This window comes from Pseudomonas sp. ICMP 8385 (assembly GCF_002699915.1).
Classification (GTDB): domain Bacteria; phylum Pseudomonadota; class Gammaproteobacteria; order Pseudomonadales; family Pseudomonadaceae; genus Aquipseudomonas; species Aquipseudomonas gessardii.
In genome coordinates this window covers 330715-353702 of the sequence record NZ_LKBY01000001.1, presented here as the reverse complement: position 1 = coordinate 353702, position 22988 = coordinate 330715, and the positions used below count along the sequence as shown (strand labels likewise).

At 60.7% G+C, this 22988-nt stretch carries 15 protein-coding genes; 6 read left to right on the top strand and 9 right to left on the bottom strand.

All coding sequences use genetic code 11. From position 1 onward, the window contains the following. Position 1 precedes the first annotated feature (1 nt). A complete protein-coding gene (locus AO268_RS01610; protein ID WP_099167712.1) occupies positions 2-1402 on the top strand; it encodes an ATP-binding protein in 1401 nt (466 codons plus the stop codon). A gap of 13 nt (positions 1403-1415) precedes the next feature. On the opposite strand, the gene AO268_RS01605 is transcribed toward AO268_RS01610, so the two are convergent. Beyond that, positions 1416-1688 (bottom strand): type B 50S ribosomal protein L31, encoded by a 273-nt coding sequence (locus AO268_RS01605; RefSeq protein ID WP_076962404.1) that lies wholly within the window; start codon positions 1686-1688, stop codon positions 1416-1418. A 233-nt stretch (positions 1689-1921) separates the two neighbouring features. On the opposite strand from AO268_RS01605, the gene AO268_RS01600 reads away from it, so the two are divergent. Both AO268_RS01600 and AO268_RS01595 read left to right on the top strand, forming a co-directional pair. Continuing rightward, positions 1922-3541 (top strand): FMN-binding glutamate synthase family protein, encoded by a 1620-nt coding sequence (locus AO268_RS01600; RefSeq protein ID WP_076962403.1) that lies wholly within the window; start codon positions 1922-1924, stop codon positions 3539-3541. Between the two features lie 13 nt (positions 3542-3554). Continuing rightward, positions 3555-3839, top strand: coding sequence for a putative quinol monooxygenase (locus AO268_RS01595; RefSeq protein ID WP_076962402.1), 285 nt, complete (start codon positions 3555-3557; stop codon positions 3837-3839). Positions 3840-3998: 159 nt separating this feature from the next. Here the strand turns inward: AO268_RS01595 and AO268_RS01590 are convergent, their stop codons facing one another. The 3 genes from AO268_RS01590 to AO268_RS01580 are packed head-to-tail and all read right to left on the bottom strand — an operon-like array spanning position 3999 to position 6856. Beyond that, the gene (locus AO268_RS01590; RefSeq protein WP_141562765.1) at positions 3999-5501 is read right to left on the bottom strand and encodes a glucosyltransferase domain-containing protein; all 1503 of its coding nucleotides are present in this window, start codon (positions 5499-5501) and stop codon (positions 3999-4001) included. Between the two features lie 48 nt (positions 5502-5549). Continuing rightward, positions 5550-6485, bottom strand: coding sequence for a glycosyltransferase family 2 protein (locus AO268_RS01585; RefSeq protein WP_099167710.1), 936 nt, complete (start codon positions 6483-6485; stop codon positions 5550-5552). After that, positions 6482-6856, bottom strand: coding sequence for a GtrA family protein (locus AO268_RS01580; protein ID WP_099167709.1), 375 nt, complete (start codon positions 6854-6856; stop codon positions 6482-6484). The genes AO268_RS01585 and AO268_RS01580 overlap by 4 nt, the downstream gene beginning before the upstream one ends. Positions 6857-7117: 261 nt before the next feature. Here AO268_RS01580 and AO268_RS01575 point away from each other — a divergent pair, with 261 nt between their 5' ends. Next, on the top strand, positions 7118-8254 hold the full coding sequence (locus tag AO268_RS01575; RefSeq protein ID WP_076962398.1) for an OpgC family protein: 1137 nt from the start codon (positions 7118-7120) through the stop codon (positions 8252-8254). A gap of 62 nt (positions 8255-8316) precedes the next feature. Continuing rightward, positions 8317-14802, top strand: a complete 6486-nt coding sequence (locus tag AO268_RS01570) for an NEL-type E3 ubiquitin ligase domain-containing protein (RefSeq protein WP_099167708.1) — start codon at positions 8317-8319, stop codon at positions 14800-14802. Positions 14803-14852: 50 nt separating this feature from the next. On the opposite strand, the gene AO268_RS01565 is transcribed toward AO268_RS01570, so the two are convergent. After that, positions 14853-16271: an amino acid permease gene (locus AO268_RS01565; RefSeq protein WP_076962396.1), complete on the bottom strand. Its 1419-nt coding sequence runs from the start codon at positions 16269-16271 to the stop codon at positions 14853-14855. Between the two features lie 489 nt (positions 16272-16760). Between AO268_RS01565 and AO268_RS01560 the strand changes: the two genes are divergently transcribed. After that, the gene (locus AO268_RS01560; RefSeq protein ID WP_099167707.1) at positions 16761-19853 is read left to right on the top strand and encodes a transglycosylase domain-containing protein; all 3093 of its coding nucleotides are present in this window, start codon (positions 16761-16763) and stop codon (positions 19851-19853) included. Between the two features lie 39 nt (positions 19854-19892). On the opposite strand, the gene AO268_RS01555 is transcribed toward AO268_RS01560, so the two are convergent. Genes AO268_RS01555 through AO268_RS32990 form a run of 4 tightly spaced genes read right to left on the bottom strand, consistent with a single transcriptional unit; the run spans position 19893 to position 22578 of the window. Further along, complete coding sequence (locus AO268_RS01555; protein ID WP_099167706.1) at positions 19893-20633, bottom strand: pilus assembly protein; 741 nt, start codon at positions 20631-20633, stop codon at positions 19893-19895. 14 nt (positions 20634-20647) lie between these two features. Next, the gene (locus tag AO268_RS01550; protein WP_141562764.1) at positions 20648-21175 is read right to left on the bottom strand and encodes a CS1 type fimbrial major subunit; all 528 of its coding nucleotides are present in this window, start codon (positions 21173-21175) and stop codon (positions 20648-20650) included. After that, entirely contained in the window at positions 21175-21915 is a 741-nt protein-coding gene (locus AO268_RS01545; RefSeq protein ID WP_099167705.1) for a pilus assembly protein, read from the bottom strand. Before AO268_RS01545 ends, AO268_RS01550 begins: the two co-directional genes overlap by 1 nt. Positions 21916-21930: 15 nt before the next feature. Further along, on the bottom strand, positions 21931-22578 hold the full coding sequence (locus AO268_RS32990) for a hypothetical protein (RefSeq protein WP_236309383.1): 648 nt from the start codon (positions 22576-22578) through the stop codon (positions 21931-21933). Positions 22579-22988 lie beyond the last annotated feature (410 nt).

The following is a 22988-nucleotide window of genomic DNA, read 5'->3' as shown; positions in this document are numbered from 1 at the left end:
CATGAATCAACCCCCGAACCGGCGCATCCTGCTGATTGACGACACCCCCTCGATCCACGAAGACTTTCGCAAGATCCTCATGCCGCCTGTGGAACAGAACGCGGCACTGGACGACATGGAAAGCGCCCTGTTTGGCGAGGCCGCCAAACCCCAGGCCCCAACGTTTGAGCTGGACTCGGCCTATGGTGGCCAGGAGGGCCTGCAACAACTGTGTACCGCCATGGAACAAGCCCGGCCCTACGCCCTGGCCTTTGTCGACATGCGCATGCCCCAGGGCTGGGACGGCGCACAGACCATGGAAGAACTCTGGAAAGTCGACCCGGACCTGCAAGTGGTGGTGTGTACCGCCTACTCGGACTATTCCTGGGAAGAACTGCTGTCGCGCCTCAAGGGCCACGACCGGCTGCTGATCCTGAAAAAGCCCTTCGACAATATCGAAGTCCAACAGATGGCCAACACCCTGGCGGCCAAATGGGACATGGCCCGCCGCGCCCGCCTGAAAACCATCAACCTCGAACAGCTGGTCGAACAGCGCACCCAGGCACTGACCCTTGCCAGCCAGGCCTTGCAACTGGAAATCGACGAACGCAAGCAGCTGGAAAGCCAGTTGATCCAATCGGAAAAACTCGCCTCCCTGGGGCAGATGGCTGCCGGGGTGGCGCACGAAATCAATAACCCGGTCGGCTTCGTCACCTCCAACCTTGGCACGCTGGAGGGTTACTTCAAGCAATTGCAGCGCATGCTCGACGCCTATCAACAGGCTGAGGCGGCCCTGGCGCCCGGTGGCGGCCTTGAACAACTGAGCGCCTTGCGCAAAGAGTTGGACCTGGAGTTCCTCAAGGACGATATCCCGATCCTGATCCGCGAATCCAAGGATGGCATCGGTCGGGTGACGCAGATCGTCAAGGACCTGAAGAACTTCTCCCGGGTCGATAACGACGAAGCCTGGCAATGGGCGAACCTGCAGCAAGGGATCGACTCGACCCTGAACATCGTGGCCAGCGAGCTCAGGCACAAGGCGGATGTGATCAAGCATTACCAGCCCTTGCCCGAGATCGAATGCCTGGCCTCGCAAATCAACCAGGTAGTAATGAACCTGGTGATCAACGCCGCCCAGGCCATGGGGCCGGAGCGCGGCACAATCACCTTGAGCAATGGGGTCGAGGGCGATCAGGTCTGGCTGGAGGTTGCAGACAACGGCTGCGGGATTGCCCCGCACAGCCTGCAGAAAATCTTCGACCCGTTTTTCACCACCAAGCCGGTGGGCGAAGGCACGGGCCTGGGGCTGTCGCTGTCCTATGGCATCGTCAAGAAACACCATGGGGATATTTCGGTGAGGAGTGAAGTGGGCAGCGGCACCACCTTCCGGGTGGTGCTGCCGATCCGCCAGACCGCGGCGTGACAGCCCTGGCGGTTCAGGCTTGAGCGGGCTTGGGACTGGAACCAAACGAGGCAAACCGTTTGTTGAACCCGGCAATCCGCCCTTCGACCTGGGTCTTGCGCTGCTGGCCGGTGTAGATCGGGTGGGAAGCGCTGGACACGTCCAGGGCCATGTAGGGGTAAGTGTTGCCATCGCTGTGTCGGTGGGTGCGGTCGGTGTCGACAGTGGAGCCGATCAGGAAAAACACATCGGCGGCAGTATCGTGGAACAGCACGGTGCGGTAGTCGGGATGGATACCAGCTTTCATGGGGCCTCCGGGGCGTTTTGGCAGAATCAATACGTTATACAGTAACGTAAATAATGCACCTAAACGAGAACGTATTGCAATACCCGTCGTGGCTTGGGCTCTATGCGGTTGCCCCGGCAAGGAACTCGCCCGTAAGCTTGGGCTCAGTGTGAACCGTGAACACCCTAAAGAAATAGAACCTTGTAGGAGCCGGCTCCTACAGGTCATAGAGAGTCCGAACCCAAGGAAACCGTATGAGCCTGTCGTTGCTTAGCCGTTATGCATTCTTTGCCGTGTGTGTCATTTTCACCCTCGCCAGCCTCCCCTTTATCCAACACGAATGGCTCTGGCCGATAACCCTGGTGACCGGCGTGCTCAGCCTGATCGGCGTGTTCGACCTGCTGCAAAGCCCCCACGCGGTGCGCCGCAACTACCCGATCCTGGGCAATATCCGCTACCTGGTGGAAGGCATCCGCCCGGAAATCCGCCAGTACCTGCTGGAGTCCGACAGCGACGCCCTGCCCTTCTCCCGGGCCCAGCGCTCGCTGGTGTATTCGCGGGCCAAGAATGAAAGCGCCGACAAACCCTTCGGCACCCTGATCGATGTGTACCAGTCCGGCTTCGAGTTTATCGGCCACTCCATGCGCCCGGCCCCGTTGAGCGACCCCAGCGCCTTTCGCGTGATGGTCGGCGGCCCGCAGTGCACCCAGCCGTATTCGGCGTCGGTGTTCAATATCTCGGCCATGAGTTTCGGCTCGTTGAGCGCCAATGCCATCCGCGCCCTCAACCAGGGCGCCAAGCTCGGCAACTTCGCCCACGACACCGGCGAGGGCAGCATCAGCGCCTACCACCGGGAACACGGCGGCGACCTGACCTGGGAGCTGGGCAGCGGCTACTTCGGCTGCCGCACCCGCGACGGCCGTTTCGACCCGCAACGCTTTGCGGTGCAGGCGCAAAACCCGCAAGTACGGATGATTGAAATCAAGATGAGCCAGGGCGCCAAGCCCGGCCACGGCGGGATCCTGCCCAAGCACAAGGTAACCCAGGAAATCGCCGAGACCCGCGGCATTCTGATGGGCGAAGATTGCATCTCGCCATCACGCCACAGCGCGTTTTCCACGCCGATTGAACTGATGCAATTCATCGCGCAATTGCGTGAGCTGTCCGGTGGCAAACCGGTGGGCTTCAAGTTCTGCCTGGGCCACCCGTGGGAGTTCATGGGCATTGCCAAGGCCATGCTGGAAACCGGGATCCTGCCGGACTTTATTGTGGTCGACGGCAAGGAAGGTGGCACCGGCGCTGCGCCCGTGGAGTTCACCGACCATATCGGCGTGCCCCTGCGCGAAGGCCTGCTGTTTGTGCACAACACCCTGGTGGGCCTGAACCTGCGTGACAAGATCAAGCTCGGCGCCAGCGGCAAGATCGTCAGCGCCTTCGATATCGCCAGCGTGCTGGCCATCGGCGCCGACTGGGCCAACTCGGCCCGGGGCTTTATGTTCGCCATCGGCTGCATTCAGTCGCAAAGCTGCCACACCAACAAATGCCCGACCGGCGTGGCCACCCAGGACCCCTTGCGCCAACGCGCACTGGTGGTGCCGGACAAGGCCCAGCGCGTGTTCAACTTCCACCGCAACACCCTCAAGGCCCTGGCGGAAATGCTCGCGGCGGCCGGCCTGGATCATCCATCGCAACTGTCGGCCAAACACCTGGTGCGGCGCATGTCGGCCACCGAGATCAAGCTGTTCTCGCAGTTGCATGTGTTCTTAAAGCCTGGGGAATTGTTGACCGGCGAAGTGAACGGCGAGTTCTATTCGCGCATGTGGCAAATGGCCCGGGCCGACAGTTTCGAGCCCCATGAAGTAGACGCTGCCTAAAAGGACCGCTGTGATGTTGAAGGTAATCGCTGAAGACTTTATCCAACCCGAACACTTGGACACCGTACGCCCCTGGTACGCCGAACTGGTGGAAAAAACCCGCCAGGAACCGCTGTGCATTGCCTACGATCTGTTTGTCGACCAAAAAGACCCGGGGCACTTTATCTTTATCGAGCAATGGCCGGACCAGGCCGCGCTGGATGCACACTGCCAGACCGAGCACTTCACCCGGCTGGTGCCGCAGATAAACGCGCATCAGGCCAAGGCGTGTCGGGTGCTGTTGATGGATGGGTTTTAAACAATCCCCCGCTGCTGAACCGGACCACCGACGGCATCGTTGAAACAAGGAGGTTCACCATGCCGTTACTCGATTTTGTCTCGCTCGCTCAGCAATTGCCTGATAGCTGGACATCCACACGGGGCCCCTTCAAAGGACTGCCTCATCATATTACGGGTGTTACTGACTGATATAAACATCACCGAGATCCATTAACTTCATTACGACATAGCCAGACTCACCTACAGTACACACATCATAAAATTTGTTTGCAACTATAATATTTTCCTGACAACGAACAGAAACCGACCTAAATTTTTTTTCTTCCATAGACAACACATTGTTGACACCCCCGATTCTAGGCAACATCTCCGGGAGCAGGATAAAGCTCATATTCACTACATACCGCATAAAAGGCAACGCAGACATTGTGCCATCGCCACCAACAAGCCAGCCCTTCGTAGAGTTTCTCACCATGTAAAAAACCTTTACACGGCGCAAATCAGCATGACTTATAAGATCATAGGAAAGATAACGCGCAACACTTTCCCCCAAGGTCTTATGCAAACTCAACATACGCCCATGGGCATATGAAAAAGAAAGCATTGCCATCAAGGGCACCACCAACAACAAAGCACCATTTACATGAATCAACCTAAGCGCACGATAACTCAAAAATAATATCAGCACCAAGAGTGTCGATACGCCCATCATCAACCGGGCCTCATCGTTAAAATAATCAAAAGCCAGAGCTATACCGGGGATTGATAACAGCACCACCGGAACAACACATATACACAGCAAACAATGAATAATTTTATGAGACACCCTATCCGCAGAAAGCAGAACACCTCGCACCACAATACAAAACCCGGCAACCGCTAATAAAATAAGCAGCCCGCACAACCAAGCGTTATCTTCGTGATAGAGCAATCCCACCCGCTGGCTAGCCAACTTCAAATCTGCTACCAGTTTGACTGGCCACCCATCAGCGAACTGGCGCATAGCCGTCCGCTCCTCCGTCATGAGTTGGAAGGCCGTCGCCAAATATATAAGCAGCGCAACCAACAACTGCAGCAACCGATCCCTTAACCTGATCAAATTTACATATAGGCTTTGTTGATCATGTGCAATCATCAGCCGTTCAATACACACCAGACCAATATAAACATTTATCACTACCTGATAAAAACTCAGGCCTACTGCCAGCAATATGGCAGGCACTACTATATTAGAAAATAGCGACCGCCCCTTGTAGGCAATAGAAAATATAACAGCCGCAACCCCTAGCCCCATAGCAGGGCCGTCATACTGATAGGATAGACTCTGCAAAAAGTAAGGACTGTACCAAAGCGGCAACACCACAAAACAACTACTGAGTGTCGGACGTAAAAAGAAACTTACAACCAAAGCCCTTAATGCAAAAGCCATCACCACGACGCAAATCAAAAGCGGCAGCGGGAAAATATTCGGTGCAGCACTCGTAAAGCTTAGCCCTTTATATAACCATTCAACCAGTATTCTCCCACTGTCTGCCCACCCCAGACCTGCCGACTGAGTACGCCAACTATCATCGATATATAAATAATCGGCCAACATCAACGGAATTACAAAAATCAGATTCGCCACGCAGAAAAAACTCAGCATCTGACTCGATGACAGCTCCATGTCAACAATTTTCACTTAGTACCTCCCACGCGCACTGTCCTTCGACACTGCAAGGCTAGTCTTTCAAATTGTTTGCTTTCGCGAAATCACATCCTTAATCACATACCGCGGCCGATGCTTGGCCTCCATATAAATCCGCCCCACATACTCCCCCAAAATACCGATCCCGATCAGTTGCACGCCGCCCAAAAACAGAATCGCCGTCATCAACGACGGATAACCCGGCACATCATTGCCAAACAGCAACTTGTCGATGATCAAATACCCCGCATACCCCAGCGCCAGTAACGAAATGCAGGCACCGATATAACTCCATAGCCGCAGCGGCAAGGTACTGAACGACGTAATGCCCTCCAGCGCCAGGTTCCATAGTTTCCAGGCGTTGAACTTGCTCTGGCCGAGCACCCGCGATGCCCGGTCATATTCGACAATGGCCACCGTGAACCCCGCCCACGACAGCACGCCTTTCATAAACAGTTGCTGCTCCGGCAACGCCTTGATCACGTCCACCACCTTGCGGTCCATGAGGCGGAAGTCACCGACGTTTTCTTCGATATGGGTGTAGGCGATGCGATTGAGCAGGTGGTAGAACAGCGAGGCGCTGTGGCGTTTGAGGTAGCTGTCGCTGGAACGGTCGCGGCGCTTGGCCAGGACCACATCGGCGCCCTTGTGCCACTCATCAATCAAGCGGGCAACCACTGGCACCGGGTCTTGCAGGTCGACATCCATCGGCACCACCGCCTCGCCACTGGCGTATTCCAGGCCGGCGAACAGCGCCGCCTCCTTACCGAAGTTGCGGGAGAAGTTGATCAGCACCACGTTGCGATCGAGCAGGGCAATCTCCCTGGCGATAGTCTGCGTGCGATCCGTGCTGCCGTCGTTGATAAAGACGATCTCGACGTCATACGCCTGCAGCGACGGCTCGCTGTGTACGGCCCGGTAAAATGTCTCGATCGCCTGCTCTTCATTGAACAACGGCACGATCAGCGAGAGCCTCATGGTTCAGGCCTGCGAAACACCAGGTACTTGGCCAGCAAGAAGCCACACACCAGGCTGCTAAGGGAAAACACCACCACCGTGACGAGCCCGGGCAAACGCCAATAGTCCCCCATCCAGCCCACCGCCAGGCTCAGGCTGCCCAGGCACAGCATGAACACCAGGTAACGGCCAACCGAAGCCGCTACGCCAAAGGTGAACGTGGCATTCACAAAAAACGAGAAGGTCGCGGCTACGCAAAAAGCCAGAAGGTTGCTGAGCGCCTGGCTGAGGTCCAAGGCGGCCCTGAGCACGAAAAAGACCTGCCAGTGGATCACGGTGTTGGCGATGCCGATCACCGTGTAGCTGGAGAACCCCGTCCATAGCCTGCTCATGCCACCGTCACGCCTCATTATCCATTAGCCGATGGGCAAGCAAGCCATGCGCAAAACAGCGCGTCTACTGTCATAAATAACAGGTAGAGGCGGTTATACGACGAACGGCAGCAGCCCATCCCACAATTGAGACATTCAGTAATACCCAACCTTTGCAATTGCTTACAAATACCGCCAACCTGCGCCCGCCCGACGTGCGGCTCGACCACTGCCAAGCCCCACGGGTCACTATTTCACTCAATTGTTCAAGAGCCCGCAGCCATGCTTAACGGACGCGACCCACGCATCGATTTTTTTCGGGGCCTGGCGTTGATCTTCATTTTCTGGGATCACGTGCCCCACAACCCTCTCGGCCAGATCACCCTGCGTAACTTCGGTTTCAGCGATGCCGCCGAGGTCTTCGTGTTCCTTGCCGGCTACGCCTCGGTACTGGCCTACAGCAAGGTGTTGCAGCGCGAAGGCTACTGGATGGCCTGCCTGAAAATCCTGCGCCGCGCCTGGGTGTTGTATGTGGTGCATATCTTCTTGCTGGCGATGCTGATGGGCATCGTGTTCTTCGCCAACAGCAAGGTGGAAACCCGCGACCTGGTCCAGGAAATGGGCCTGACGCACTTCATCACCAACCCGCAACAAGCCCTGACCGATGAGTTGCTGCTGCGCTTCAAACCCAACCTGATGGACCCGTTGCCGTTGTATATCGTGCTCTTGCTCGGCTTGCCGCTGGTGCTGCCGGTGCTGGTGCGCAAGCCCCTGGCGGTGGTGGCGGTGTCACTGGTGGTGTACCTGCTGGCGCCAAGGCTGGGCTGGAACCTGGCGGCAATTGCCGATGGGGTGTGGTACTTCAACCCGGTGACCTGGCAGTTTCTGTTCGTACTCGGCGGCGCGGCGGCGATCCACGCCGGCCAGCCACGGGCGCCGCAAACCCGGGCCTTGCACCAGCAGCCCGTGTTTCTGGCCGCGGCGACCTACACACTGCTGGCTGGGGTGATCACCCTGTCCTGGCGTTGGCCCCAGATCCATGATGCCGTGATGCCCGCCGTGTTGAGCGAGCTACTGTACCCCATCAGCAAGACCGACCTGTCCCCCGTACGTTTACTGCACTTCCTGGCCCTGGCCTATGTCACCGCCAAGCTGCTGCCCGGCCGTGGCTGGACGCACAACTGGCTGGCGCAACAAAGCTGTCGCATGGGCCGCTATTCCCTGGAAGTGTTCTGCCTGGGGGTGTTGCTCGCGCCACTGGCGGACATGCTCAACGCCCAGGTCAACGACGCCTGGCCGATGCAGATTTTCAGTGCCCTGCTGGGGCTGGTACTGATGGCCGGGTTGGCAGCGTGGCTGGAGTTCAACAAGCGCTTGAACCAGACCCCGCGCCGGGACGGCCACCCGTTAAATAGTTAGCCCCCCCGGCGGCATGCGCGGTGATTCCATCTGCCCTCCACTTATCGTGAAAGGTAGAGCGCATGCCGACTCATCAATTACTCAACGGCCTGTCCGGCAATCTGCAATCGAGTACCTCTTGGGCCCAGCAACAGGCGCTGGCGCTGATCCAGCGCAATGTGCTCCAGGCCCTGGAGGGCCTGGACACCGAGGAAAAACAACGTTTCCTGCACTTGCAACGCCAGGCCCTCACGGCCCTGGCGGCCGTTGAAACCGAAAAGGAACGGCTTGTCCGCACCTTCAAGGCCGGCGGCCTGGCGCAGTTGCGTAACAGGATCGGTGGACGCGACCCGGAGCAGTATCGCTTCGAGACCACCTACCTGGAGAAGGTCGAGCAACCCTTGCCCTGGGAGCGACAGCCAGGCAGCCATATCAGGCTGCCCCGGCGCTCCGATCAGGATCTGCGCTACGTCGAACACATCAAGAGCCTGTCGTTGTGGGACGCGGCCTGTGTGAACTTCGGCTTCACTTCCGCCATTCGCCAGGACTCCGGCTATAGCCTGGTGGACGCCAGCACAGTGGTCGGCCCCGACGGCGATCGCAGCCTCGGCGCCCGGGAGTTCATCACCATTGCCCGTGAGCTGGACCTGGGCCATCAATTGCAAGGGAAGATCAGGGCCGCCCTTGGCGAGAACGGCACGTTGCGCCGGTTGATGGGCGAGGCGGCGCTGGCCCTGTTGCACTTTGACGTGCTGGACGCCTGGCGCAACCGTGCGCAAAACGGCCTGACCCAGGTGGTGTACAACAGCCTCAGGGCATCGCTCGACGGCAGCGGCCCGCAACTGCCTGTCGACAGCCTGAGCTTGACCGGCGGCGTCACCCCCCTGATCGCCGTGCCCTTCGTACCCTGGGAAAGTGCGATTCCAGTGCCCTTGCTGCTGATCAGGGTGGCCAGCCTCGGGGTGCTGTCATATTTCCCTTTCCGCCCCGGCGGCGCATTTCGCTACCACAGCGACGCCCGTTCGGCCGAAGCCGACTTCCGCCAGCAGTTGCTCGACAGTCACCAGCAAGGCGACCTGGGCTGGTTCTCCCGACAATTGCCGCTGGTGGGCCTGTCGGTGTTCAAGTCCTTACTGACCCAGGAACCACGTCCCGAGGGCATGAGCTGGCTGGGCGGGCTCCTGTATGACGGCTTTCACAAAGCCTTCCCGGAACAGACGCTCAACGATATTCGCTTCGCCACCGACCCACCCTCCGGCCCTGCCAAAACCATCCTGCAAGTCCTGACCTATCGCCAGATCCAACGCTGCCAGGCCGATATGGACACCCTGGCCAACACCCGCTCCGAGGCCGACTGGCAAGCCGTCAAGGACGCCACCGCCGCCATCGCCTCCGAAATCCTGCAACTGCTGCTCACCCCGCTGCCCGGCGGGGTCACGGGGATGAACCGGGGCATGCAACTGGCGGTGCTGGGCAGCATGACCTACAGCGTCAGCGTGGGCCTGAATGAAGCCGTCAAGGGCGACGCCAGCAGCTTCGCCCAGACCCTGACGGATGTCGCCGACCTGGCCATCAGCGGGCGCTTGATCAGCGTCGCCGGCAGCGCCCATCGCCAGCGCATGCTGGAGCACCTGCGGCGGCTGGGCAACCCACGCAAAGTCACGCGCCCCGACGGCGTGGATGAATTGTGGAAACCCGACGCCCGCCCCTACGCCCACGACCAGCAATACCTGCTTGAAGGGCAAAACCCCGATGCCCTGTGCGTGTTCACGGTGCAAGGCAAGCAATACGTCAAGCTGCACCACGAACACCAGACCCTGGTAGCAGAGGTCACCCACGACCAACACCATCAGCGCTACGTGCTCAAGAACAGTCGCAGCCCCTACAAGCCCCCGATTGTGCTGGATCCGGCACTGCAGGCCTGGACCTTCGACCTGCATGACGCCCGGGCCCTGTCAGATACCCAGTTGCTGCAACGGATGCTGCCCAATGGTTCGTCGATCATCCCCGTGCTCGACCTGGAGCGCATGCTGCGCAGCACCGCCACCTCCCGCATCGCCCTGGAAAATGTCTGGCGCGGCGAACCGGCCCCCCTGAACCTGATCGAAGGCGTGCGGCGCCTGCAGGCCGACCAGATGATCCAACAGATCATCGAGCACTTTGATCAAGCCGGCTACTTGCCGCCCTATGGCGACAGTGTGGTGCTCTGCCTGCTCACCCAGTTGCCCGAATGGCCCGCCGCGACCCTGCTGAGCATCAGCGACCCACAACACAGCGTGATCGAAACCTTCGGCAAGACCGTACCGCCGATGCCCGAGACCACGACCCTTACGATCATCCGTAACGAAGACGGCAGCTACCAGGCCGAACAGGATCGCAGCCCACCGCCCTATCGCGCCGACCCCTTGTTGGGCCTGGTCATCAGCCTGCAACCCGATACCTCGCAACTGGGTCTGGCGACCCAAGCCGATGCCACGCCCACACAGCGGATCATGGCGGTACGCCGTGCCATCGTAGACTTGGCGCGGCGTGAACGCCTGGCCCTGTTCGCCGCGCTGGTGAGTTACGCCGGTTATGAAAAAAGCGAGCAACTGCCACCGCCCAGCGTCAGGCGCTTCCTACCGGTCAAGGCATCGGAGTCGCCGGTTGCCGTCACGCCTTTTCTGAAAAAGCTGCGTGACCTCAACAGCCCACTGTCACCGGCCCTGCTGGTGCGGCTGCTGGAACAGCATCCGCTGACCCCGCGCCAACAGCAGGCCTACCTGCAAGAAGGGGTATTGCCGGTGGCCTTTTTTGAACGCTTGGATAACCACCGCACCGCCCTGCGCATCGACGCCGCCATCGACGCGCTGTATCACCCCCGACAGTTCAACAACGATGCCGATCAATGGGGCCGGGAGTTCGCCTCGGCGTTGATCCGCCGCCGCCTCAAGCGCCACTTCGTCATCACCGAAGTGCTCGCGGGGGCCATTGCCAAGCCCTATCGCTCCAGTGGCCCGGATGACCTCACCGTGGAGTTGCGCCACTTCGGCGAGGGCGTCTATGAGGCCTATGACATGCGCAATGCCGGCACGATTGCCGTATCACCAGCAGTGGACAGTTTCTACCTGGCCATCGGTTCGGTCCTGCAACCCCATGAGCGACAACGCTTGGGCATGGCCAGCGCAACCGACGCCATGGGCCTGCGCACCACCCTGGGCGACTACATGAGCCACCAGCGCGGCCCGGAAGGCTTTGTCAGGCTGGCCAGCGGCTCACTGGCACAATACGAGCACACCCTGGCCCTACCACAAAAGCTGCAGCCCGACGCCCTCGGCCTGTTCCCCCTTGAAGGCGACCATTACCTGCCCCTGTTCGGCTCCTGGTACCGGATTGTCTATGACAACCGGGCTTTCAAATGGCGGCTCAAGCACCCGCAAAAAATCGGCGTCGACACCCCGACCCTGGAGCACAACGGTCATGGGGCGTGGCGCCTGTCCAGCGAAAATCCCATGGGGTGGGACGATCACAGCCTGCTCTATCGCCTCGGGGGCGACCACTATGCGCTCCCCAAGAACACCGCCAAAACCATTCTGGCCCTGACCGACACCCCGCCCCATGTGTTGCGCCAGATACACCGAAGCGGCCGGCCGTCGCCGCCACTACTGGCCGATACCTGCAAGCGTTTGCGCCTCGACCAGGAAATCAACCGGTTTATCGAGGCGATGTATGAGCTGTCCACCCATGCCCCCTTCGCCCACCCGAACCTGCTGTTGCTGGTGATCTCCAGCCTGCCCGGTTGGCCCGACAGCCACGTTCTGGAAGTTGCCGGCCGGGACACGCCCCTCAGATACCCCGCCCGGCATCGGCCCGACGCCCAGGTGGTGAGTGCCACCGACCAGGACCTGGAGAGCTCCGGGCTCCTGGACAAACTCGTCAGCGATGACGACCTGGCCCAGGCTCTGCTCGGTGAGCTGCCCAAGACCCAGGAACAGCGCCTGTTCCAGTTGATTACCCGGATCGTTGAATACACCGACCGGGAGCGCACGCAAATCCTGCAATCCTTGTACCTGCGCAGCGAGTCCGACGGCACCGCGCAAGAACGCCGTTTCAAGGCCAAGCACCCGGAGTTGCCCAACAGTACGGTCAAGGCGATTCTCGGCCACGCCACGTCGCGCGAGCTCAAACAGTTGCATGAGAAAGACCAGTTGAGCCTGCGCCTTCATGAACAGGCGCGCCTGAGTGCCCACGACTTGCGCCTCAATCGTGCCTTTGAAGGCCTGTTTGTAGACGCCTGCGCCAATGCCGACAGCGACCGGATTACTCTGTACCTGCTCCGCTCCCTACCCGCATGGCCAAGCAACCTGCGTATCGATATCCGTGAACGGGACAACCAGGGGCGCTTGCTGGAAACGGCGGGGTCGTTGGTCGGTTCATCACGCAAGACCGTGGCCCGGACCAATCGCGGTTATCAAGCCTACGACCAGCAGGGTGCGCGCCTGGGCCAACCCTCGATCAGGTTGCTGCGGGTCATTCTCAGTACCTTGTCTACCGCCGAGCAGGTCAGCCTTGAGGTGGACACTGAAGCCGGCATCATCGATTTACACCACCAGCTCGCCGAACTGGCCTTCGCCCGCCGCGTAGAAATCAAGGGCCTGCTGGATATCCCGCATCTGCAACCCTGGATGCAACCGGCCATGGGCCTGGACCGCTCGTTCCTGGTGTATCCGCTCTGGCAGCGCATCTGGCCGTTTCGTGGGCCCCGGCCACCGGACCTGGTGGCCAAGACCCAGGAGCTCTACCCCCATTTCAATAATGATGACGCCCGGCGTTTCTTGCAGTCATTGAACATGACTGACCCGGAAAAACTGCTCGAGCTGGAACGCCGCCAGGCCGAGTATCAGGCCATGGATGTGGAGCTGTCGCGCTGGAGCGAAACTCTGACCCCGGCCGACAACGAACTCAACGACCCCCTGGGCATCAACCGCGGCAGGCGCCGGCATATCGCCTACCAACTGCGCAGTGCATGGCGCCGCGAAAACGCCACGTTCTACATTGCCGGGCTGTTCAACGTGCCGTCCCTGGAGCTGCAACTGGACGACGAGGGCTTGCCGCCGGCCTCCTTCCTGGCGGGCACCAGCGGCTTCAATCACATTCAATACCTGCGTATTTCCGGTAATGCTTTCCCCGACTCGGGGCCGCAGTTCCTGGCCAAATTCACCCAGCTCAAGGCCCTGCGCCTCGATTGTCGCCTGGCCGAACTGCCCAGTGCGATCACCGAGATGACCAGCCTCACCCACCTTGACCTGAACGACAACGACCTGCGGTTGACCGCAGAGTCCGTGCAACGCCTGGCAGGCATGGTCAACCTGCAGAAACTGGACCTGAACGACAACCCGGACCTGAGCCTCGTGCCGGATGTCAGCCGGATGGTGCACTTGGATACGCTACGTCTGGCCAATACCGGCATCACGCAATGGCCCATCGGCGCCAGCGCACTGCCGCGCCTGGTGGAACTGCACTTGCAGGCCAATGCGATCACCACCATTCCCGACGAGGTCTTCACCAACCCCTGGTTGCAAACGGCCAATCGCAATACCCTGCTGCACGAAAACCCACTGTCCGCCGAGACCCTGGCCAGCATCGACGCCTACCGCCTCAGCACCGGTATTCGCCTGGGCGGGCAGTTGCAGACACCCGCCCACGCCCCGGCAATGGCCAATGATCTCGACACTTGGCTGACAGGCGTTGCGGCTGACGACGTGGCGGCACGTCGACAACTGTGGGAGCAGTTGAAAGCCAATGAAACAGCAAGTGCCGATGATGTGTTCCGGGTGCTGCGTGATTTGAAGAGGACCCATGCCTACCGCAACACCGCCTCCAGAATACGCCTGACCGAGCGGGTCTGGACCCTGCTGATCGCCATGGGCGAGTCAACGCAGTTGCGCAACACGGTCTGCCTCAACACCTACGGTTCCGGCAACTGTGGCGACAGTGTGCTGCTGGCCTTTACCAATATGGAGCTGCATCACCGTATCCATCAGGCCAAGCTACAGCCCAGGAGCTACCTGGCCGACCGCACCTTGCTGGAGCTGGCCAAGAGCTGCTTCTACCTCAATCAGCTGGATCACTTTGCCGACCAGTTCGTGCTTGCACGCGAGCGGGCCGGGCTGGAAGTCGATCCGGCCGAGGTCACCGTGTACCTGCGCAGCAAACTGGCCGGTGAATTCAACTTGCCGTTTTACCCACTGGATCTGCTGTACACCGTTGATGACTATGTCACCGACGAGGTGGTCGGTGACGCACGCAGAACCCTGCAGCGCCTCGGTCGATCAGCGGCCCTACAGGAGGCGATCCTGATGACTGAGTTCTGGATCGAGTATCTGGCCAGCAGCGAGCCGGAGGCCTTTTTCACCGTCAAGGGCACCATCACCTACAAGGTCAATGTGCTGGATCAGGAAGTGTCAGACCACCGTTCGCAGGAGTATCTAGAGCGGCGCCAGTTGCTGGCCGATGAGGAAACGAACGAACACAACCGGCTGGTGCGCCAGTTGACCGAGGGCACGCAACGGACGTTGCTGCATGTCTGAGCCGGTGTTGGCCTGCCTGTCGCAAAACAGGCAGGCCAGGCGTCAAGAGGTTATGCCGAACGCTGGGAACCCTGGCCGGCCTGGGTCGGTTGCAGCTTGAACACGTAGAACAGCACGGTCAGGAACAGCAGGAACACCGGCCCGACATACAGCGCCACGCGGGTATCCGGGAAGTACGCCATCAGGCCCACCACCAGTACCAGGAATGCCAGGGCCAGGTACGAACTGACCGGATACAGCCACATGCGATACTTCAGGGCTTTCTGCTCGGCGGGGCTCAGGCTTTTGCGGAACTTGAGCTGGGCCAGCAGGATCATCACCCAGGTCCAGATCGCGCCGAAGGTGGCGATGGACGTGACCCACACAAAGACTTTGTCCGGCACCAGGTAGTTGAGCAGCACGCCCAACAGCAAGGCGAAGATCGACAACAGCAGCGCATTGCGCGGTACGCCATTGCTGGAGGTGGTGCCGAAGGTCGCCGGGGCCTGGCCGTTCTGCGCCAGGCTGTAGAGCATGCGCCCGGTGCTGAAGATCCCGCCGTTGCACGACGACAACGCAGCGGTGATCACCACGAAGTTGATGATACCGGCGGCGGTCTTGATGCCCAGGCGCTCGAAGGTCATCACAAACGGGCTGCCCTGGGTGCCGATCTCATTCCACGGGTAGATCGACAGGATCACGAACAACGCACCGACGTAGAACAGCAGGATGCGCCAGAACACCGAGCCAATGGCATTGGGGATGGTCTTCTGTGGGTTCTTCGCTTCACCGGCGGTCAGGCCGATCATTTCCACGCCCAGGTAGGCGAACATCACCATTTGCAGGGACATCAACACCCCCTGCACACCATTGGGCATAAAGCCGCCATGGGTCCACAGGTTGGAAATCCCCAGCGCCACGCCGTCGTTGCCAAAGCCAAAGGCAATGATGCCGACGCCGCCAATGACCATGGCAATGATGGTGACGATCTTGATCAGGGCGAACCAGAACTCGAACTCACCAAAGGCCTTCACGGCGATCAGGTTGATGGTGCCCATGCTGAGCAGGGCGGCCAGGGCCCAGATCCAGCGTGGCGTATCGGGGAACCAGACGCCCATGTACACGGCCACCGCCGTGATTTCCGCCACACAGGTCACCAGCCACAGGAACCAGTAGTTCCAGCCGGTCAGAAAGCCCGCCAACGGGCCGAGGTAGTCCTGGGCGTAGCGGCTGAAGGAGCCGGCCACCGGGTTATGCACAGCCATCTCGCCAAGGGCGCGCATGATCACCAGGATCGCCAGGCCGCCGATGATGTACGACAGCATGATTGCCGGGCCGGCCATTTCGATGGCCTTGGCCGAGCCAAGGAACAGGCCGACACCGATACAGGCGCCGAGCGCCATCAAGCGAATATGCCGTTCGCCGAGTTCGCGTTTGAGCGGGCCGCCTGAAGCGGTCTCGCCGTGGGGCAGGTGGTTGCCAGCAGGCATAGGGGTACAACCTCATTTTGTTATTGGATTGAACCACCGAGTATCAGGCGTACCAGCGGGTGGGCTCGTACGCCTCGGTAACCGGACCTGCCTTATGGGCAGATCCGTCTGACAGGAAAAACCGGCCAGATCAGCGGGTATGCAGTATAAAAAGCCCGCTACAGAGCTTTTCACTCAATAAACGGCAATATTCAGCGAGAACTCTCGGCAAAAGCCGATATGACGGCGGCGCAATATCTGCCCGGATCGCCATTCTCCGCGGAAAACGGCGGCGAGTATTGCACAGCCATGGTGCAGCGTCATGCCCCTACCCTAGTCGCATTTACCAATTGCAAGGGCTCTAGAACGGTACTTCGCCGTCAACCCAGGCCGCAGTGGTCGTCGGTTATGGGCTGCGTGGTCCGTGCGCAGACAAATTCCTTGCGGGCGCCAATCAGCGGCTAAGCTTCAGGCAAGTGCGATCAATCTGCGTGAATGGATCAATCGACTATGGGCGCTCTCTGGCAAACCGATTCGACCCAGGCTGCGGTGCCAACCGACAGCACGGATGAACCGCCATTGCCCCAAAACCCCCGCAAGCCGCGCTTTGCCTGGCGCCTGTTGTGGCTGTTGCTGCTGATGGGCGTGCTGGCACTGGCTTATGCCGCCTCTCGAGAAATGCGTACATCCACATGGCAGGCCCGTGAACTCAGCCGGTTCGCGGCCACCTTGACCTATCAGGTGCGGCCCGGCCCCAGCGACGCCATTGTCTACCCCGGCAACGGCCCCTTCGACAAACGCCTGGGCTACAGCGCGCTGGGGGAGTTCCTGCCGCGCTTGCTCAAGCGCAATTACCGGGTCGAGCAGCAGGCGCAGTTCTCTACGGCCCTGCTCGACTACACCGGCCATGGCCTGTTCGTGCCCTATCGCGAGAAGATCCAGGCCGGCCTGTCGATCACCGATTGCCGCGCCCAGGCACTGTACCAATACCGTTACCCGCAACAGTTTTATCCAAGCTTTGCCGCCATCCCACCCGTGGTGGTCGACAGCCTGCTGTTTATCGAAAACCGCGACCTGCTGGACCCGGCCCAGCCCCAGGCCAACCCCGCCGTGGACTGGCCGCGTTTTGCCAAGGCGGCCTGGTCGCAACTGGCGCGCTGGCTGCACCTGCCGGGCCAGACAGCGGGCGGCAGTACCCTGGCCACCCAGCTGGAGAAGTATCGTCACTCCCCCGAGGGGCTGACGCTGTCCGGCGGCGAGAAAATCCGCCAGATGATTTCCGCCAGTGTGCGCACCTACCAGGGCGGCCCGCAGACGCTGGCGGCCCGGCAAGACATCGTGCGCGACTACCTCAATAGCGTGCCGCTGTCCGCCGTGCCCGGCCACGGCGAGGTGCACGGCATGGCCGAGGGCCTGCGCGTGTGGTACGGCGCCGACTTCAACCAGACCAATACCTTGCTCAACGACCACACCGCCAACAACCTCGCGCTCAAAGGCTTGGCCCTGCGTGAGGTGTTGTCCCTGATGATTGCCCAGCGCCGGCCTTCCCACTATCTGTCCAAGGGCCGGGATGAACTGGCGAGCCTGACCGACAGCCATATCCGCCTGCTGGCGCAAAACACGGTAATCGACCCGGCGCTGGCCAAGGCTGCACTGGCCAGCACGGTGAGCTACCGCGATTGGCAGCAGCAACCAACGCTGCAGCCGATCGAGACCAACAAGGGCATCAGCGTTGCCCGCAGCCGCCTGGCCGCCCTGCTCGATCGCCCGCTGTACGACCTCGACCGCCTCGACCTGGCCGCCACCAGCACCCTGCAAAGCGACCTGCAAACCCAGGCCACCGCGTACCTCAAGCACCTGGCCGACCCGGCCTTCGCCGGCCAGCTCGGGCTGCTCGGCCCACGCCTGTTGACCCCCGCCAGCACCGCGCAAGTACGCTACAGCTTCACCCTGTACGAGATGACCGCAGACGGCGCCCGGGTCCGGGTGCAGACCGACAACACTGACCAGCCATTCGACCTCAACGAGAGCAGCAAGCTGGAGCTGGGCTCCACCGCCAAGTTGCGGGTGCTGACCACTTACCTGCAAATCATCAGTGAACTGCACGGCCGCTACGCCGGGCAAACCCCCGCCGCCCTGCAAAAAACCCACATCGACGAGCAGGACCGCCTGTCACGCTGGGCCCTGGATTACCTGGCGCAAAACCGCGACCAGGGCCTGCCCAAAATGCTCGATGCCGCCCTGGACCGGCATTACTCCGCCAGCCCCGGCGAAAGCTTCTTCACCGGCGGCGGCCTGCATCATTTCCATAATTTCCGCAATGAAGACAATGGCCGCAACCCGACCCTGCGCGAAGCCTTGCGCGAGTCGATCAACCTGCCGTTCATTCGCCTGATGCGCGACCTGGTGCGCTACAGCACCTACCAGGGCCCGCACAACAGCGCCGAGTTGCTCAAGGACGACAGCGACCCGCGCCGCCAGGAATACCTGGCCCGGTTCGCCGACCGCGAGGGCACCACGTTTCTCCTGCGTTTCTGGAAAAAATACCGCAACAAGAACACCCAGGCGCGGCTCGACACCTTCCTCGACAGCCTGCACCCCACTGCCATCCGCCTGGCCGCCGTGCACCGTTACCTGCTGCCCCAGGCCAGCCAGCAGAGCTTCAACCGCTTTGTGCGGGCCCACTTAGGTGGCGCCCAGACCCGCGAAAAACTCACTGACGAACGCCTCGCCACGCTGTACCAGGCCTATGGCCCCGGGGCCTATGACTTGCCGGACCAGGGCTATATCGCCAAGGTCCACCCCCTGGATTTATGGCTGCTCGGCTACCTGCTCCAGCACCCCGATGCCACCTTCACCCAGGCGGTCGCGGCCAGCCGGCACGAGCGCCAGGAAGTCTACAGTTGGCTGTTCAAGAGCCGGCACAAGAGCGCCCGGGACAGTCGCATCCGCACCATGCTAGAGGTCGAGGCCTTCCTCGATATCCATCAGCGCTGGCAGCAGGTCGGCTACCCCTTCGACCATCTGGTGCCGTCCCTCGCCACGGCCATCGGCAGCTCGGGCGATCGCCCGGCCGCGCTTGCAGAACTGGTGGGGATTATTCTCAACGACGGCATCCGTCAGCCGACGCTGCGGATCGACAGCCTGCATTTTGCCGCCGGCACGCCGTATGAAACCCGCCTGGTCAACGACCCCGCTCGCGGCAAGCGGGTGATGCCCAGCGCAGTCGCCCAGGCCCTGCGCGAGGCACTGTCCCAGGTGGTGGATGCCGGGACCGCCAAGCGCGTGGCCGGCAGTTTCAAGCTGGCCGACGGCACGCCACTGGCCATGGGCGGCAAGACCGGCACCGGTGATAACCGCCTCGAAGCCATCGGTGCCGGTGGCCGGGTCCTCAGTTCCAAGGCCATCAACCGCACTGCGACCTTTGTGTTCTACATCGGCGAGCGCCACTTTGGCACCCTGACCGCCTTCGTCCCCGGCAGCTCGGCGCAGAACTTCACCTTTACCTCGGCCCTGCCGGTGCAGGTCCTCAAGGGCATGGCGCCGGTACTCACGCCCTTCCTGCAACCGGGCAGCCAGACCTTGTGCCGCGTGCAACGATAACGCGGGAAGCTTCGTGAGCACGCTCGCGCCGACATGGGTTTAGCCGTTGATCTCGATCACTTTCTCGCTAGTGCCTTCCACCAGGAAGAACCGATAGATGCGCCCGGCCTGTTTATCGAAAGAAAACACCCGGCCCGGGAAGATGTGGTTCTTGGTGATCGGCGCACAATCGCTGCGGTCGCCCACGGCACAATCCTGGAACTCATCCACCACCACCACGGTGTTGCCAGCATTGCGCAAGGTGTAGCGCCGGCCGCCGTTTTCGACGCGGGTGTCGAAACGGCTTTCGGTAGGCCGCACGAAGAACACCGTGCCGTAGCCGGACATCACCCGCACGCCCGCCGCCAGGGAGGCTTCATAGGCGGCGCGGTCTTCCTCGTTGATGCCGAAGTCATCGTCCTTCTCCGGCGCCACCGGCAGGTAACGCACGCGGAAGTAGCGTTCACGGTCGCGCTCGCCCATAAACAGGAAGCGCGTGCTCTGCATGGCATTGGCCGGCACGATCAGGCGCGCCGGGCTGGCCATCAGGCCATCGCGCACCACGCCATTGGCCTGGTCCTTGAGCGGCACCTCGTCATAGCTGCCATCGGGTTTGTAGAGCATTTCGGTGATATTGACCTTGACGAAGGCGGTGCTGGTCCCGCCATTGAACACGCGCTTGAGGTAGGTGTTTTTATCGGCGTTCATGTAGTCGTAGAAATCGCCGACATTGATGGCCGGGCCCGCCTGGACATTCAGGGACCACAGGCACAGGCCCAGTGCTGCATACAGGTATTTCATAAGCACCTCGTTGTTTACGGTAGCAACGCGTCGAAGATCAGATGCACGCTGCCAAAATAGTCACCCGGGACATAGCCGTCCGGGGGCTCTACGGCGGCAATTTCCAACAGCACCCGCTTGCCGGCCCGCGCTTCATCGGCGGGCACCACCAGGCTGTCCGCTAGGTCCAGCCATTGGCCGTTGAACGAGACATTCAGCAGGATCTGGCGCCGGCCGTTGGACAAGGTGGGCAGTTGGCCCAGGCGGGCGACAATCCCGCCGGCGCTGTTCTTCACGTCGAAGTGTTCGCGCAGGGGCTTGAGGGTCCTGGTCACCAGGTTCCAGGCCATTTCCTGCTCGCGCTCCAGAAACTGCGAGTTGATCGGCACTACATAAAAGTCGGCGGTCGGGATGGTGACCGACACGTCGAACACCTGCTCTTCACGGATCGCCAGGGCCTGGGCGCTGAGCAAGGCCGCACCGAGCAGCAACAACGTCCCCAGGATGAATTTGGACAACTTGCCCGACCGATAACGGGCAGCATGGGCCTTCTCACGGTTCATCAGCCTTTGACCTCATAGGGTTGTTTCTCGCGGCCCTCGACCAGGGTGAAGCGATAGGTTCGCCCGGCCTGCTTGGAAAAGCTGAAAGCACGCCCCGGCAGGATGTGGTTCTTGGTCACCGGCAGGCAGTCCTGGGCATCGCCGCTGGCGCAGTCCTTGAACTGATCCACCACCACCACGCTGTTACCGTCGTTGCGCAGCCCATATTCACCGGCGCGCTCCTCTACCCGCGTGGCAAAGCGCGTGTCCTTGGGCCGCACGAAGAACACCGTGCCAAACCCCGCCAATACCGTGACCCCGGCCGACAGGCTGTTTTTGTAGGCTTCGCGCTCCTCACTGGAAACCACAAACTCATCCTCGGCCTCGGGCATCACCGGTACGAAACGCAGGCGGAAATAGCGCTCTTTGTCCCGCGCCCCCAGGTACAACAACCGCGTGCCCTGCATGCCATTGGCCGGGACAATCATCCGCGCCGGCGTGGCCATCAGGCCATCGCGGGCGGTGTTCTCGGGGTTGCTCTTGAGCTCGACTTCTTCGGAGCTGCCATCGGCGTTGTAGAGGATTTCCATCACCGAGACCTTGATAAAGGCGGTGCTGTCACCGCCATTGAAGACCCGCTTGAGGTAGGTCGTCTTGTCGCCATCCAGATAGTCATAGAACACCCCCACATTGATATTGGGAGCGGCCGGGGCCGACAGCGGCAACCAGCACAGCGCACACAGCGCCAACAGATGTTTCATTGCCATAAACCTCATTTAGAGTTCCGAATCCCAGACCACCGTGACCTGGCCCGAATAGGTGGTGCCGCCACGACTGAGCATCTGGTCGGCGTAGTCTTTCTTGACCTCGAAATGCAAGGTGCCGGGCCGGCGGTTGATGTAGAAGCCTGGCTGGAACAGTTCAGTACCGGCACCGCTGAGCAGCAGCGGCTGGCGGCTCACGCCGGCGCCATCCGCCCGGGTCAGGCCGTGGGGCAGGCTGACGCTGACATCCAGCGGCACTTCGTGGCCGTCGGTGGTGTTTTTCAAGGCACAGGTGTCACCGATGATCCGCTCGCAGCTCATTTGCATCTTGAAACGCGACGAGGCCGAGACGTTGAAGGTCTGGTCACGGAACAGCCGTGCAGGCTTGCGTCCCTGGTTCAGCCAGGCCTGCCAGCCGCCCTGGGGCACCAGTTCGATACGGTTTGCCCCGGGCGGGACTTCGACTTTGAGCTCATGCTGTACAGACAGGGTGAAGTTCAGGGTCAGCGTCGGGCTGCTGGGCATCATCAGGTTGCCCAAATCAAAATCCTGCCCGGGGCCCACGGTGTATTGATGACTACCGGTGTACTCCCCTGAAGACATGCCTAAAGGGTTAGGCGTGCTGAGTTCGTAGGCAAACTCCAGGTAGTTGTAGCGCATGCTGGGAATATCGAACCTGGCCTGTTTGGCACAGAGCGAGTCAAGCGGGGTTCTCCAGAAAAATGTATACGAAATCGACCCATACGCACTGATCCCGGTGCCCAGGCAAGACCTCGGTGGGTACACCCAGCTGGAACCGGTCCATAACAGCCCATGCGCCTGCAACGGGGTCACGCCCCCGCCGACCAGGCTGACCAGGTTCGGTACCCCATACGTTGATCCAACCCCCATTATCCGGACCCTGACCGTTTCCACTTCTTGGGTCTGTCGATGGATGACGGTCAGGTCCTGCCACTGCGTCGGCACTTTAAACATTGCGCCTTGCCGTGGATCCGTATGAAAAGCGGCAATCGGCCCAGTGGAATTAGCCGAGATGCTGGCCCTGAGACTGAATAGATTCAAGGCGGCAC

Excerpts from the sequence above, each read along its gene's own strand:
- AO268_RS01610 (WP_099167712.1), top strand. The coding sequence starts at position 2 with ATGAATCAACCCCCGAACCGGCGCATCCTGCTGATTGACGACACCCCC.
- AO268_RS01605 (WP_076962404.1), bottom strand. The coding sequence starts at position 1,688 with ATGAAAGCTGGTATCCATCCCGACTACCGCACCGTGCTGTTCCACGAT.
- AO268_RS01600 (WP_076962403.1), top strand. The coding sequence starts at position 1,922 with ATGAGCCTGTCGTTGCTTAGCCGTTATGCATTCTTTGCCGTGTGTGTC.
- AO268_RS01595 (WP_076962402.1), top strand. The coding sequence starts at position 3,555 with ATGTTGAAGGTAATCGCTGAAGACTTTATCCAACCCGAACACTTGGAC.
- AO268_RS01585 (WP_099167710.1), bottom strand. The coding sequence starts at position 6,485 with ATGAGGCTCTCGCTGATCGTGCCGTTGTTCAATGAAGAGCAGGCGATC.
- AO268_RS01580 (WP_099167709.1), bottom strand. The coding sequence starts at position 6,856 with ATGAGCAGGCTATGGACGGGGTTCTCCAGCTACACGGTGATCGGCATC.
- AO268_RS01575 (WP_076962398.1), top strand. The coding sequence starts at position 7,118 with ATGCTTAACGGACGCGACCCACGCATCGATTTTTTTCGGGGCCTGGCG.
- AO268_RS01570 (WP_099167708.1), top strand. The coding sequence starts at position 8,317 with ATGCCGACTCATCAATTACTCAACGGCCTGTCCGGCAATCTGCAATCG.
- AO268_RS01565 (WP_076962396.1), bottom strand. The coding sequence starts at position 16,271 with ATGCCTGCTGGCAACCACCTGCCCCACGGCGAGACCGCTTCAGGCGGC.
- AO268_RS01560 (WP_099167707.1), top strand. The coding sequence starts at position 16,761 with ATGGGCGCTCTCTGGCAAACCGATTCGACCCAGGCTGCGGTGCCAACC.
- AO268_RS01555 (WP_099167706.1), bottom strand. The coding sequence starts at position 20,633 with ATGAAATACCTGTATGCAGCACTGGGCCTGTGCCTGTGGTCCCTGAAT.
- AO268_RS01550 (WP_141562764.1), bottom strand. The coding sequence starts at position 21,175 with ATGAACCGTGAGAAGGCCCATGCTGCCCGTTATCGGTCGGGCAAGTTG.
- AO268_RS01545 (WP_099167705.1), bottom strand. The coding sequence starts at position 21,915 with ATGAAACATCTGTTGGCGCTGTGTGCGCTGTGCTGGTTGCCGCTGTCG.
- AO268_RS32990 (WP_236309383.1), bottom strand. The coding sequence starts at position 22,578 with ATGCGCTACAACTACCTGGAGTTTGCCTACGAACTCAGCACGCCTAAC.